Raw genomic sequence first — 13,803 nt, 5'->3', positions numbered from 1 at the left:
CCCTTAGTTTGGCTTTTTCTTCTTGCCAAAGCCTAAAATATCCAATGGGAATGATAGGCCCAATGAAATATCTGGTGAATCTTCTGTTAAACCGATTCCAACTGTTCCATTGACAATCGTATCTGGGCTTACACGGACACCAAGCGCAATCGCAAACATACCACTTGATTGCGAAGCTGCTTTGTATTCATCTAGTGCTGTCTGTCCAGGTTTTTGATATTTAAATGTCGTATTCATATTGAATGACTGTTGATATGACATGGTCATAGAAACATCATAGTTAAATGAATATGCAAAACCGAATGAAAAACCAGCCGTCATTCCAGGATCAAACTCTTTTAAGATTTGCCCCCCAGTTTGTGCCCCGCCTTCACCATTCGCATTACCACTATTACCACGTACTTGATTTAAATCTGTTTCTTTTAAACCGTAATTTCCTGAAACTGAAGCAAACAATACAACTGGGTCGATATATTTACGAGTACTTGCACCTACACCAACTGAATAATATCCCTTACCCGTTGATAAATCTTTATCCGCATTGATTTCATACGGACTATCACCTGTTTTAGTTGATAAGCTACCAAATAAAATCAGCGGTAAACGTCCTGCTTTTAATGGGAACGGTTCCCAACGTGCACCTAAACTAATATCACCTAAGCCAGCTGCAGTTGTATCTTTTAAATTGTCTGATTTTGCAATAAATGGGACAGATGCAGTAAATGTTAAATTATCACGCACACCATACTGAGCGGTAAAAGTATTACTTATAGTATGACTCGCATCTTCATCTACACGTAATTGATAAAGTTGTCCATCCTGAATACTACTATTGATCTGACTATCACGATAATATGAATAATCTAAATCATAAAAAGTTGAGATCTCACCTTTTTTAATCAAAGAGTATTGACGCTCATTTGATGTAAAAACTTCTTGTAAATTTGTTTCTTGAGATGCATCACCCTCTTGCTTTTGCAGTGCTTCAGCAGCTTGAGTACCGGCCTTAGGAGCTAAGGATTTTGTTTCATCCTTATTGATCTTTACTTCTTCTTTAGCTGGTGCGATCTCTTCAGTTTGAGTTGCTTCTTCAGCTTTAATAGCTTCTGTCGCAGCGCCATCACTAACAGCACCTGCTGAATCTGTAGCTACGGCTTCAGCTTGATCTGTTGCAACCTCTGGACTGACATCTATATCCGCCGGAGCCGTCTCAGCAGCATATAAACTTCCAATTGCAAATTGAATACTCACTGCAAGTAAAGTTCTTTTCATCCATTGATTATTCATATTATTCCTATCCCAAAAAACTAATTCAATTATTTAATTTTTAATCCGTCTTTTACTTACGTTTATAATAGAGTCTCATATAAGTTGTAATTGGCTGGTTGTAGGTTGGAGAGGTGGTAGATTGGTCAATCACCTTACGCATTGTTGACGCTTTGTCTGCTAACTTATTGGTATAATCAGCTGAGTATTGTGCCTCTACTAATGCATAACGATTGATCGTCGCATCTTCCACATGTCTCATATCTGCATCTTGCAATGCCAACATATTATTTTGTTGGTTTTTCGGAGCATTGATTATAAATAAAGTATTATTTTCCCAAATTTGCTTAAAACGCTCTTGGTCAAAACTAATATTGCCTAATGCAGGATCTGCCACATACACACGTCCATCTTTATAAGCTTTGAATACAACGAAATGTTTAAATCCTGCATATGAGATCGGTACAATGACCGGTTGATTTTGATTAATCAAATCTGTGAATTCACCTTTAAATCCACCACTTTCATAACCAATAGCAGCAACAAAACGTTTCATATCAAGCAATGAAAAGCTTCGTCGTTCAATAATACGATTGTATTCCCCAAATCGTAATAAACCTTCCATGGTTTGTTGTTCTGTTAAATTGGTACCTACATAACCATTCAGCAAAGTTGTTAATGCTGCCGACCCACAACTATAGTCATAAGCTTGGCGAACAATTCCACGAAATTGGTTTTCTAAGGCAGGTTTGACATGAACCATCTCACGATGATTACGTCCGAATGATTGTTCTCGAGAATCCGCAAGCTCTGTATAATAAATCGCATCTTTTGGCTTGGATTTCACGTCTAGTTCGTGGCTGGCAAAATAATACATTAATGCCGAACCTAAAGTAATTTCTAACATAATTTTAACTATCAAGTATCGGCAGTATTTTGCCTAAAGTGCTGATTTTATTTTTAGAGTGAACACTCTACTCTTCCCTATATTTCAAAGATAACGCTTTTTATTTAAAAATACAGCATTTATTTTATATTTTTACAACTTTTGTCATATTTTTTGTAAAAAAAAAGCGCGTGATATACGCGCTTTTTTTACAAAAACTTAGTGACCAGCGATTGTAATTACAGCACCGTTTACAGCAGCACCAGGAGTTAGACCTGCAGCACCATTCCAAACTTTCATGCCTGAAATCGCAACATCACCGATTGAAGCAGATCCAACACCAGTACCTTGGAATGCTGTGTTACCAGACGCAATAGTACCACCACCTAATATTATTTTTTGTACATAAATGTTTGTACCATTAGCACCTTTCATTGCTGTAATTGCAAGACCTTCTGGTTTCACCGCAATATCTGTATCTAAAGCTAAATTAGCATCTGTCGTACCATCTGCTTTTGCATCGTTGATTTTAATTTTACCCAAAGCAATATAACCTTGACCAGCAGTAGAACTGTCTTTCAAAGCAAGATTATTAATTGCCAAACCACCAACCATAGTACCATCAAGTTTAATCATTGCACCCTGCGGAGTATTTCCTAACTGGATATTTGCAGTCATTTTACCAGTTTGCAAGCTTAAACCACTTAAGATTTCAGCCTTTGCAGCACCTGCAACATAAGCACCAGATGTACCAGTCGCATTATTTACTTCAATTTTACCTAAAGAAATATCCAAACCTGACACTGCAGCAGCAATATTCAAGAATGGGCTACCATTACCACCATCCGTATCAATTACCACATCTGCTAAGTGACCAGTCGCCAACATACGAGCTGTATCAGGAACCGGTGTAGAAACCATTGTACCTGTACCATCATCAACCTCTGTTGTTGTCATTGGTGCTGAAACAACAAGGTTATTAATGGTAATCGCACCTGTAGTACCAGTACCACCAACATCAGCACCCTTCACAACAGTACCTTTTGAATTAGTATATAATTCCTGAGTTGAGCCTAAACCATCACCATCAAAAACGTGTAATTTAGCAATTTCAACTTTAGAAATACCGATACCGATAGAGATACCATCTTGACCAGTTGTAGAGCTAAGTGCAGCATCATCCATTGCTTGCATAGCCATTGCATTCGAACTTACAGCTACAGCAGAAACCAAAGCGAGTTTAGTGAATAATTTCATGTTTGTACTCTCCCAAGAGCATTTTTTTTCATTTTTAACCACTCTCCGTAGCCTTCCGTTGTTTTTGTTTTTTTGACAACAGAAACTTCAATCCTTGAGCAGTCCGTTTTGCTCTTTTAAATTAACTGTATGTTACTTTTTGTTCAACTGCTGTTTATCATAATTTAGAATAAACCGATAAACGGTAAACACTTTTTTAACTTGTTTTTTCAGGTAAAATACTATAGTTTTTCAACTATATTTACGGGTTATCAATCCCTATGTTTCGGAAGTTATTAAATTTTCCATCAAATCAAGTTTCGCAGTTACTCCTTAAACTTAATACATTAACGGGTGTGAACTACTTAGCTAATTTAGGTGAAAATGTAATTTCATTTTTACCTGAAAGTTATTGTATTTATATCAAACAACAACAATTCTGCTACTCAAGAAATAATTTATTCCAATATCAATTGGATAATAAAAAAAATCAGCTCAATGATTTTTTAAACTTCTCCGCTCAACATTGTATTGAACAACGTGACAGTTTTCAGGGCGGTTATATTGGTTTCATTGATTACAATTATGCCAGCAACCAACAAATTGATTCTAATTTAAAAAATCAACCCAACTTTTATATCGGTATTTATAAAACATTCATTAAACTTGAAAATGGTCATTTTTATTTTTACAGCACAGAATCTTGCGCTGTAAAACTATTTCACTTCATTCAAAATATTTTAAATAACTCACAAGACTCACAATCAAATTTCTCTTTAAAAGCGCCTTGCACAGCAACGTGGACAAAACAGCAATATCAGCATGCATTTAAACGAGTACAAAACTACATCAAAGCGGGTGATTGTTATCAAATTAATTTAACGCAAGAATTTACAACCACAGCGCAAGGCTCATTATTGGATACTGCTGAAAAGTTTTGGCAATTGACCGATGCACCTTATTCCGGTTATTTAAAAATAGATGATTTTGAATTATTGAGCTGTTCACCCGAGTTATTTATCGACTTTGAAGCCAATCGTAAAATCACCACCAAACCGATCAAGGGCACAATGCCACGCTATGATGATCCTGTGTTAGATGAGCAATCAAAAAACACGCTGACTCATTCACAAAAAGATCAGGCGGAAAACGTCATGATCGTGGATTTATTGCGTAATGATCTCAGTGTTTATGCAGAAACAGGTTCAGTCAAAACGCCAAAACTTTTTAATATTGAATCCTTTAATCAAGTACATCACATGGTCAGTGAAGTCACAGCGATATTAAAAGAAGATGTCAATCCATTTGAAATGTTACTGTCTGCCCTTCCTGGCGGTTCGATTACAGGTGCACCGAAAATTCGTGCCATGCAAATTATTGAGGAACTCGAAGGTGCGCCACGAGGGGCTTATTGTGGTTCGATGGGCTATTTTAATTTTGATGGTACAGGTTCCTGGAATATTCTGATTCGTTCCATTCAAAAATATCAGGACAATGTGTCTTTGTGGGCAGGCGGCGGAATCACCATTGCATCGGATTGTGATGCTGAATATCAGGAATGTTTTGATAAAGTTTCAGCAATGTTAGACCTACTCAATACATGGTATCAACCTGAAAATACTCAAGAAAAAAGCGAATCCTAAGATTCGCTTTTTATGTATTTTAAATATTGATTATTTTAAAATATCATTTCTCAATGTATCAACAAGGCGTTGATTTTGTTCATCTGTGCCAACCGTAATACGCAAGAACTGATTAATACGTGGCTTATTGAAATAACGCACAATAATGCCTTTTTCACGTAGGGCTTTCATCAATTCCCCTGCATCATGATTTGGCAATGTCGCAAAAACAAAATTGGCTTTTGATGGTAAAACTTTAAAACCTAAAGCTTCCAAATCATAGATCAATGTATCACGACATTTGATGACTTTTTGGCATTGTGCTTCAAAGTAATCTTGATCCTCAAAAGATGCTACACCAGCTGCAATCGCAAAACGATCAATCGGGAAAGAGTTAAAACTATTTTTCACCGCTTCAAGTGCAGCAATCAAATGTGGCTGTGCTATAGCAAATCCAACACGTAAGCCTGCAAGAGAACGTGATTTCGAAGTGGTTTGACATACGACTAAGTTGTCATATTTATCAACCAATTTCACTGCTGATTCTGTACCAAAATCCACATAGGCTTCATCAATCACCACAACTGAATCAGGATTAGCCTGCAATACTTCTTCAATCGCAGACAATCCTAATGCAATACTGGTTGGTGCATTTGGATTGGTGATGATAATCCCGCCATTCGGTTGCTTATAATCATCTACTACGATTTCAAAATCATCATTCAACGGAATAATTTTTGATTGTGCTGAAATTCCAAAAAACTGACTATAAACAGGATAAAAACTGTAGGTAATATCAGGATATAGAATCGGTTTATCTTGCACAAAAAAAGCTTTAAAAATATGTGCTAAAACTTCATCCGAACCATTTCCGACAAAAACTTGCTCTACAGGAACGTGTTGTTGCTTGGCGATCGCTTGTTTTAATGCAGTCGCATCAGGGTCAGGATATAGACGCAATGCATCTGCTGAGTTTTCCAATACCGCTTGCACCGCAGCGACCACTTTTGGCGATGGTGGATACGGGTTTTCATTGGTATTTAACTTTAATAAATTTTGAATTTTCGGTTGTTCGCCTGGTACATAAGGTTCTAACTCACGTACATCTGGACTCCAAAAACGCATTTGTTCAGGGGTGATGTTTGGCATTTTATTTTCTCATTTATGTACTCAACTTACGATCACGTAAGCCCTCTCCTCCCAGGAGAGGGTTTGGGAGAGGTCATCTTCCAAACCAAATTCAATATTTCCCCTCATCCTCTTGCGTAGCCTCGCTACTCATTCCAAAGAGAGAGGGATCTTCCAATATACTCCTAATAGTTTTTAACCTATTTCCATTTCAGAAGCATAAAGTCCCCTCTCCTGAGCGTGTTTTAAAGTATAACTTTAAAATTCAGCGCAAGTGAGGGTTAGGGAGAGGTTTTATATAATTAGAGATTATTCATCTCATGACTGATAACGATATCTCGCAGATCTCGCATGTGCATCCAAGTTTTCTTGTTGCGCTAAAATATCTGCAGTTTTGGCAAGTGGTTTTACCCCTTGCTCAGAACACATGATCAAACTTGAACGCTTTTGGAAGTCATATACACCCAATGGTGACGAGAAACGTGCTGTACCCGATGTTGGTAATACGTGGTTTGGACCTGCACAGTAATCACCAATCGCTTCAGGTGTATAACGTCCCATGAAGATTGCACCTGCATGGCGAATATCTTCTGACATTTCCTGTGCTTCATCTAAACACAACATGAGATGTTCGGGTGCAACTTGGTTAATAAGTTCTGCACCTTCAGCACGATCTTTTACCAAAACCAATGCACCACGATTGGCAATCGAAGTACGTGCAATTTCAGCTTTTGGCAATGCTTCCAAATGTTCTTCAATGGCTTGTGCAACATCATTCAGCAACTGTTCATCAGGTGTGATAAATACCGCTTGCGCAACCGTGTCATGTTCAGCTTGTGACAATAAATCCATTGCTAACCATTTGGCATTATTCTGCCCTTCCGCATAGACTAAAATCTCAGATGGTCCTGCGATCATGTCGATACCAACCTGACCAAATACTGCACGTTTTGCCGCAGCAACGAAACGATTGCCTGGTCCCGTGATTTTATCAACTTGCGGAATAGTTTCAGTTCCGTATGCCAATGCAGCAACAGCTTGCGCACCACCAATCGTAAATACACGATGTACACCTGCAAGATAAGCAGCAGCAAGCACCAATGGATTTAAATCACCATTTGGCGCAGGAACGACCATGATAATTTCTTGCACACCCGCAACATGTGCAGGAACAGCATTCATCAATACAGAAGATGGATAAGACGCCAAACCACCTGGTACATAAATCCCAACACGATCGAGTGGTGTTACTTTTTGACCGAGTGTATTGCCCAAAGCATCAACATAAGTCCAACCATCTTGTTTCTGTGCTTGGTGAAATTCACGCACACGATTGGCTGCCATTTCAAGTGCTTCACGTACTTCAGACGTTAAGCCTTCAAATGCTGCTTTCAATTGCTCTTGTGACAGTTCTAAATCTGAAAATTGATGCGCTGGATGTCGATCGAACTGTTGAGTGAGTTTTAGTACATGTGCATCACCATGTTGGCGTACATCTGCAATAATTTGGTCTACGGTTTTTAAAAGCTCAGGATCACTCACTGTTTCAAAAGCCAATAAGTCAGCAAAGACTTGTTTAAAGTCTGGCTCTTGAGTCGATAAACGTCGCATCAATTTACCCACAAGGTTGTTTAGGAAAGATTTAGTTTACCTTGTTTTGAATGACTTGTGGGCAAGTTCGCATGGTCAATTTTATTAAGTTTAATAGGAAAGTTTGATCAAACTTATATTTACGTCACTGTACGAAAAATATTGAAATTTAAATACAAAAAACCGCCCTTTTGGGCGGTCATTCATTTCAAAATCATTCTATTACAAATTACTTTTTCGCTTCACGCTCTTCTACGGCTTTTTCAAGCTGTGCGAGAATTGGATTGAGCAAAGTCTGCTTACGTTTAAAGCTGGCTTTATTCACAATCAAACGTGAAGACACTTTGCAAATTTCTTCCAAAGGCTCTAAACCATTGGCACGCAAAGTATTTCCTGTATCCACCACATCGACAATGTAATCACCTAAACCGACCAATGGTGCAAGCTCCATTGAACCGTAAAGTTTAATCACATCAACTTGCTCACCTAAGCTTGCATAGTATTGACGGGTTAAATTGACATATTTAGTGGCGATTTTTAAACGACCTTTTGGACGTTCCATTCCCACTTTGCCTGCTGTCATTAACTTACAGTTGGCAATTTTTAAGTCCAATGGCTCATAGACGTTTTGCGCGCCATGCTCCATCAATACATCTTTACCTGCTACACCAATATCCGCTGCACCATTTTCAACATAAGTGGGTACATCAGAAGCACGTAAAATCAGGATACGTACCTGTTTATGTGTGGTTGGGAAAATTAACTTACGAGATTTATCAGGATCTTCCAATAAGTTAATTCCAGCAGTTTCAAGTAAAGGCAATGTTTCTTTTAAAATACGACCTTTACTCAATGCCAAAGTTAAACCATGATCAAAATTGCCCATTACGTCAAAGTTTGGATCATCGTTTCTCATATCGCTCATTAACTTGTCTCGCTCACTCGCTTAATTTGGACACCTAGACCCTGCAATTTTGCTTCAATATCTTCATAACCACGATCGATGTGATAAATACGATCAATGGTGGTTTCACCCTCAGCAACCAAAGCTGCTAGAACCAAAGAGAATGAAGCACGCAGGTCAGTTGCCATCACTGGGGCTGCGGATAATTTTTCCACACCGGTGACTACAGCATCATTACCTTCAACCTGAATATTTGCACCCATACGCGCTAATTCAGGTACATGCATAAAACGATTTTCGAAAATCGTTTCTGAAATTGTTGCAAAACCACGACCAATGGCATTTACCGCCATCAACTGTGCTTGCATATCTGTTGGGAATTCGGGATGTGGCAAGGTCTGGAAGCTGACTGCTTTCGGGCGTTTACCCATCATATCCAATTCGATCCAATCATCACCACGGGTCACTTCTGCGCCCATTTCTTCAAACTTATCCAATACCGCTTCAAGCAGGTTTGGATCAGTATGCGTGGTTTTAACTTTACCGCCTGTAATCGCCGCAGCCGCTAAATATGAACCTGTTTCAATACGGTCAGCAACGACAGAATATTCACAACCATGCAGACTTTCAACACCAGTCACCACAAGTGTATCCGTGTCCAAACCTTCAATTTTCGCACCCATCTTAATCAGCATTTGTGCAAGATCGGTGATTTCAGGTTCGCGGGCTGCATTACGGATTGTGGTTACACCATCTGCAAGTACCGCAGCGGTCAGAATATTTTCTGTACCGCCTACAGTCACCATATCAAAGACAACTTCACCGCCTTTTAAGCGACCATCGACACTGGCAATCACATAGCCATTTTCGACCTCAATATGTGCACCTAAAGCTTCTAAGGCTTTTAAATGCTGATCTACAGGGCGTGAACCAATCGCACAACCACCAGGAAGTGATACTTTTGCACTACCATAGCGCGCCAGTAATGGACCAAGCACCAAAATAGATGCACGCATGGTTTTTACTAATTCATACGGCGCAAACTGGTTGTCTAGTGTAGACGTATCTGCTGTAACAGTTTCGCCTTCATAAGTCATGGTGATGCCTAAGCCACTGATTAATTTAACCAATGTTCTGACATCTTTTAGATTTGGGACATTTTTTAGAGTAATAGGTGTATCAGCAAGAATCATTGCTGCCAATAAAGGTAAAGCTGCATTTTTCGCACCTGAAATACGAACTTCACCTTCGATTTTTGCACCGCCTTGAATGACAAATTTATCCATTGACGCTTAAGCTCCAAACATGCTGGCTTTGCGCCATTCTTCTTTAGTCATTGCACGAATAGTCACAGCATGTACTTCACCGCTTGCGATATATGAATTGAGCGGTGCATAAACAGCTTGTTGACGAGGAACAGGACGTTTACCTTCAAATTGATCGTCCACAATACGGAGGTCAAATTTTCCTGCTTGTCCACTGACAGCAACTTCTGCATCAGGAAAAGCCGCTTTTAAAATTTCAGTGAGCTGTTCACTATTCATTGCTTAGACCTCATTTGTAGGACTGACAGTGTAAAAACCGAGTATTTTACTATAACTTGGTAAAATAATTCATTAACTCATACAAAAATTATCGATAAAAAAAAGAGGTATTTTTCAACCTCTTTTAAAACCATGAAAAATTATGTGGTCAATACTTCTAAAGGTACAAAATTCAACTGCATTTTACGATGCTTATCCAATTGTCTTTTTAACTTATCGGTCAATTTGGTAATCGCATTATACATATCATCAGCACTGGCTTGCGCAAACAGTTCCGTACCTGGCAAGCGTACAATTGCTTCAGCAATATGATTGGCACTGCCCTTTTTTGATCTTTTATCAAGCTGATGATCTTTACTGAGTTTGACCTGCATACTATTGACTTGATCAATATGCTTAGTCATCTGGGTAAATTTATCTCGAATATTTTCTTCTATTGCAGGGGTAATACTTAAATGGTGTCCACGAATTGTAATTTGCATAGCTTTATCCCTCTCCTTTTATAGGAATATGAAAGTCATAACCCAAAAGATTTCATGACAGAATTCACTGAGAAAAACTGTGCTCAGTACTATGCTCAAAATCATGCAATCATTTAAGTTACTCCAAAAAACATCGGGTTTTCATTATTTAGTCATAATGAGCATATAGAATTGCCACACTTTAAAAACTAGATCAAGACTTTTCGGTCTGATGATGAAGGAATATGTAACGATTCACGATATTTTGCGACCGTGCGTCGTGCCACATCGATTCCATCCTCTTTCAATAAATTTGCAATCGTATTATCTGACAATGGTTTACGTGGATTTTCCTCAGCAACCAACTTCTTAATTTTCGCTCGAATTGCCGTTGATGAAGCCTCGCCTCCTGAAGTTGTTCCGACGTGACTGGAAAAGAAATATTTCAACTCAAACAAACCACGGGGGGTCAGTAAAAACTTATTGGTGGTGACACGAGAAACAGTTGATTCATGCAGTTCAACTTCTTCTGCAACATCGCGCAATACCAAAGGTTTCATCCCTTCCGCACCAATTTCTAAAAACTCACGTTGATGTTGCACAATACAACTCGCCACTTTTAATAAAGTTTTGTGGCGTTCATCGACACTTTTAATAAAGTTTTTAGCTTCCAACATTTGATTACGCAAGTATTGATTGTCTTCACTTTGATCTGCACGTTTAATCATGCCTGAATAAAACGAGTTAATTCTCAACTTGGGTAAAATGTCTGGGTTAAGCTGAACAAGCCAATGTCCATTTTTCTTAGACACCACCACATCTGGAATTTGATAATCAGACTCTTTCTGCTCAAACTCAGCACCAGGATAAGGTTTCAGCGTTTTTAACAACATCACGGCTGACTTTAATAAGTCTGCATTTAACCCTGTTTGTTTAATCAATTTGGCTAAATCATTACTCACTAATAATTCATAATGTTTCAGTAATAATAAGGCTTCTTTACGATATAAAGTGCTCGCGGGTAAAGCTTCAATTTGCACAAAAAGACATTCTGCTAGATTACGTGCACCTACACCAATCGGTTCAAGACGTTGAATATGCTTTAAAACAACTAAAACCTCATCGTCCTCAACCTCGATGTCATAATCCATTTGCTGAAGTAGATGTTGTACTGAACTCACGATTTCATCAATACTTGCATCCAAAAAGCCCTTTTCATCTAAAGCATCGACAATACAATAGGCGATTAACTTATCGACTGGAGAAAAGTGAAGTAGATTCACCTGCCCCAACATATGTTCTTTTAATGAGGCATCGGAATGACGATTGTCTTCACGTTCTTCAAATTCAGGACGCTCCATCGCAGATGATTGGTGTGTATAAACATCATCCCAATCTGTATCGACAGGTAACTCATCAGGTAAATGATCTGCATTCAAGGCATCTGAAAGTTCTACCGTTTCTTTTTGTTCTTGCTGAATACTTTCCAAACTTTCATGCGTATCCTCCTCAACTTTTTCAAGCAAAGGATTACTTTCTAATTGGATTTGAATCTCTTGTTCAAGTTCAAGACTTGATAATTGTAGCAATCGAATGGCTTGTTGCAATTGAGGTGTGAGCGACAAAGAGTTTGCAACTTTTAATCCAACCGATAACTTCATACCCATACTTCCCACACTATTTATTTCACATCATTTTGTTTTTCAATAAAGCAAAAATCATGCCTATTTATTTTTTATACCACATGAAATACAAGACAACCAGTAAAAAAACACAATAGACGCGATATAATTATTGATTATTTAGGGATAAATTTTAACCCTATCAAAAGCTCCTGTTTCAAAAGGTCTAAGCCAATGATTCAAAAATTAAAAACAGAACCAACAACTATCAACCATATAAATACATATTCAAAATTTATAAGCAAAAATAAATGAGCAAGGCACTATTTATTTCAAAATATTTAAATAAAATATCAAACAACCTGTGACTTGAATCACATTTGTATTGTTCGAAAAATTATCATTTTTATCCTTTACTTATTGGAATAGTAAGTATAAAAATAATATATAGAAATATGATGGATCATTTTTCAAGGAATAAGCTTGGCATGATAAGTGCTTCATTTTAATAAGAAGCAATCAATCAGCCAAAAAACAATTGTAATGGAGAACTCAAATGAAACAATCTAACAAAACCCTTTCTGCAAAAGTACTCACCACAACTCTCGGAATACTCATGGCAGGCGGTGCTTTTTCACAGGTTCAAGCAGCAGATACTTTGGCTAAAATAAAACAATCTGGAAAAGTTATCATTGGTTATCGTGAATCTTCAGATCCAATTTCTTATGTCGTTGGTGGTAAGCCAATGGGATATGCAGTCGATATTTGTAATAACTTTGCCAATGAATTGAAAAAAACACTGAAGATGCCAAATCTTAAGGTGGAATACAAAGCTGTTACATCTTCTACCCGTATTCCAGAAATGTTAGCAGGGAATATTGATATGGAGTGTGGTACAACCACTAACTCCGTACAGCGCCAACAACAAGTCAGTTTCTCGACCAACTATTATGCAACAGAAGTTCGCATGGCAGTCAAAGCCAATGCCCCAATCAAAACAATTGCCGATTTGAATGGTAAAGCTGTTGTAACGACTCAGGGAACTACGTCAGACAAATACATCAAAATGGGCGAGAAAGGTGAGAAAATCAACGTAAACAATGTTTATGGTAAAGACCACTCTGACTCTTTTGCAATGGTTGCTTCAGGTCGTGCTGCTGCATTTGTAATGGATGACAATATTCTTGCAGGTTTGATTGCTAAGTCTTCAAATCCTAAAGATTTTAAAATTGTAGGTCCTGTGCTTTCTTCAGAACCATACGGCATCATGATTCCAAAAGGTGATGCAGCATATAAGGCTGTTGCGGATAAAGTTGTAACCGCTATGTGGAAAAATGGTCAAATGGCAACCCTTTACAAAAAATGGTTCCAATCTCCAATTGCACCAAAAAATGTCAACTTAAATATGCCAATGAGCTCATCATATTTAAAACTTAAAGCCAATCCTACAGATGCTGGTATCAACTAAGAACTTGCTCTAAAAACAACTGTTTATAGACTAGCAACTCCATAAGATGCTGGTCTATAAATTTTTTAAAATTAAA

Annotated in this window: 12 protein-coding genes; 2 read left to right on the top strand and 10 right to left on the bottom strand. The window is 38.0% G+C overall.

Annotated features, from left to right (window positions below):
* Positions 1 to 3: 3 nt before the first annotated feature.
* The 3 genes from filC to filA all read right to left on the bottom strand — a co-directional run bounded on the left by filC (position 4) and on the right by filA (position 3,409).
* Entirely contained in the window at positions 4 to 1,287 is a 1,284-nt protein-coding gene (gene filC, locus BEN71_RS04665) for a putative pilus system protein FilC (RefSeq protein WP_068974017.1), read from the bottom strand.
* Between the two features lie 52 nt (positions 1,288 to 1,339).
* Complete coding sequence (gene filB / locus BEN71_RS04660; protein ID WP_068974018.1) at positions 1,340 to 2,173, bottom strand: putative pilus system C39 family peptidase FilB; 834 nt, start codon at positions 2,171 to 2,173, stop codon at positions 1,340 to 1,342.
* A 198-nt stretch (positions 2,174 to 2,371) separates the two neighbouring features.
* On the bottom strand, positions 2,372 to 3,409 hold the full coding sequence (filA, locus tag BEN71_RS04655; RefSeq protein ID WP_068974019.1) for a putative pilus system protein FilA: 1,038 nt from the start codon (positions 3,407 to 3,409) through the stop codon (positions 2,372 to 2,374).
* Positions 3,410 to 3,669: 260 nt separating this feature from the next.
* Here filA and BEN71_RS04650 point away from each other — a divergent pair, with 260 nt between their 5' ends.
* On the top strand, positions 3,670 to 5,031 hold the full coding sequence (locus tag BEN71_RS04650; RefSeq protein ID WP_068974020.1) for an anthranilate synthase component I family protein: 1,362 nt from the start codon (positions 3,670 to 3,672) through the stop codon (positions 5,029 to 5,031).
* A gap of 30 nt (positions 5,032 to 5,061) precedes the next feature.
* On the opposite strand, the gene hisC is transcribed toward BEN71_RS04650, so the two are convergent.
* The 7 genes from hisC to BEN71_RS04615 all read right to left on the bottom strand — a co-directional run bounded on the left by hisC (position 5,062) and on the right by BEN71_RS04615 (position 12,298).
* Entirely contained in the window at positions 5,062 to 6,159 is a 1,098-nt protein-coding gene (hisC, locus tag BEN71_RS04645; protein WP_068974021.1) for a histidinol-phosphate transaminase, read from the bottom strand.
* A gap of 297 nt (positions 6,160 to 6,456) precedes the next feature.
* Positions 6,457 to 7,761 carry a histidinol dehydrogenase gene (hisD, locus tag BEN71_RS04640; protein ID WP_167443672.1) on the bottom strand — a complete coding sequence of 435 codons (1,305 nt, stop codon included), beginning with the start codon at positions 7,759 to 7,761 and terminating at the stop codon, positions 6,457 to 6,459.
* 196 nt (positions 7,762 to 7,957) lie between these two features.
* Positions 7,958 to 8,653 (bottom strand): ATP phosphoribosyltransferase, encoded by a 696-nt coding sequence (gene hisG / locus BEN71_RS04635; protein ID WP_068974023.1) that lies wholly within the window; start codon positions 8,651 to 8,653, stop codon positions 7,958 to 7,960.
* Entirely contained in the window at positions 8,653 to 9,918 is a 1,266-nt protein-coding gene (gene murA, locus BEN71_RS04630; protein WP_068974024.1) for a UDP-N-acetylglucosamine 1-carboxyvinyltransferase, read from the bottom strand. The genes hisG and murA overlap by 1 nt, the downstream gene beginning before the upstream one ends.
* A 6-nt stretch (positions 9,919 to 9,924) precedes the next feature.
* Positions 9,925 to 10,176 (bottom strand): BolA family iron metabolism protein IbaG, encoded by a 252-nt coding sequence (gene ibaG, locus BEN71_RS04625; RefSeq protein ID WP_004830087.1) that lies wholly within the window; start codon positions 10,174 to 10,176, stop codon positions 9,925 to 9,927.
* Positions 10,177 to 10,316: 140 nt separating this feature from the next.
* A complete protein-coding gene (hpf, locus tag BEN71_RS04620; RefSeq protein WP_068974025.1) occupies positions 10,317 to 10,658 on the bottom strand; it encodes a ribosome hibernation-promoting factor, HPF/YfiA family in 342 nt (113 codons plus the stop codon).
* 188 nt (positions 10,659 to 10,846) lie between these two features.
* The gene (locus BEN71_RS04615) at positions 10,847 to 12,298 is read right to left on the bottom strand and encodes an RNA polymerase factor sigma-54 (protein WP_068974068.1); all 1,452 of its coding nucleotides are present in this window, start codon (positions 12,296 to 12,298) and stop codon (positions 10,847 to 10,849) included.
* Positions 12,299 to 12,875: 577 nt separating this feature from the next.
* Here BEN71_RS04615 and BEN71_RS04610 point away from each other — a divergent pair.
* On the top strand, positions 12,876 to 13,727 hold the full coding sequence (locus BEN71_RS04610; RefSeq protein WP_406565272.1) for an amino acid ABC transporter substrate-binding protein: 852 nt from the start codon (positions 12,876 to 12,878) through the stop codon (positions 13,725 to 13,727).
* Positions 13,728 to 13,803: the final 76 nt, after the last annotated feature.

The organism is Acinetobacter wuhouensis, assembly GCF_001696605.3.
Classification (GTDB): Bacteria; Pseudomonadota; Gammaproteobacteria; order Pseudomonadales; family Moraxellaceae; genus Acinetobacter; species Acinetobacter wuhouensis.
Note: the sequence above shows the minus strand (reverse complement) of the source record. Positions and strands in the feature narration are given on the sequence as shown.

Coding starts and splice junctions, on each gene's coding strand:
- BEN71_RS04610 (WP_406565272.1), top strand. CDS start 12,876: ATGGCAGGCGGTGCTTTTTCACAGGTTCAAGCAGCAGATACTTTGGCT.
- hisG (WP_068974023.1), bottom strand. CDS start 8,653: ATGAGCGATATGAGAAACGATGATCCAAACTTTGACGTAATGGGCAAT.
- filC (WP_068974017.1), bottom strand. CDS start 1,287: ATGAATAATCAATGGATGAAAAGAACTTTACTTGCAGTGAGTATTCAA.
- filB (WP_068974018.1), bottom strand. CDS start 2,173: ATGTTAGAAATTACTTTAGGTTCGGCATTAATGTATTATTTTGCCAGC.
- murA (WP_068974024.1), bottom strand. CDS start 9,918: ATGGATAAATTTGTCATTCAAGGCGGTGCAAAAATCGAAGGTGAAGTT.
- ibaG (WP_004830087.1), bottom strand. CDS start 10,176: ATGAATAGTGAACAGCTCACTGAAATTTTAAAAGCGGCTTTTCCTGAT.
- hisC (WP_068974021.1), bottom strand. CDS start 6,159: ATGCCAAACATCACCCCTGAACAAATGCGTTTTTGGAGTCCAGATGTA.
- hpf (WP_068974025.1), bottom strand. CDS start 10,658: ATGCAAATTACAATTCGTGGACACCATTTAAGTATTACCCCTGCAATA.
- BEN71_RS04615 (WP_068974068.1), bottom strand. CDS start 12,298: ATGAAGTTATCGGTTGGATTAAAAGTTGCAAACTCTTTGTCGCTCACA.
- filA (WP_068974019.1), bottom strand. CDS start 3,409: ATGAAATTATTCACTAAACTCGCTTTGGTTTCTGCTGTAGCTGTAAGT.
- BEN71_RS04650 (WP_068974020.1), top strand. CDS start 3,670: ATGTTTCGGAAGTTATTAAATTTTCCATCAAATCAAGTTTCGCAGTTA.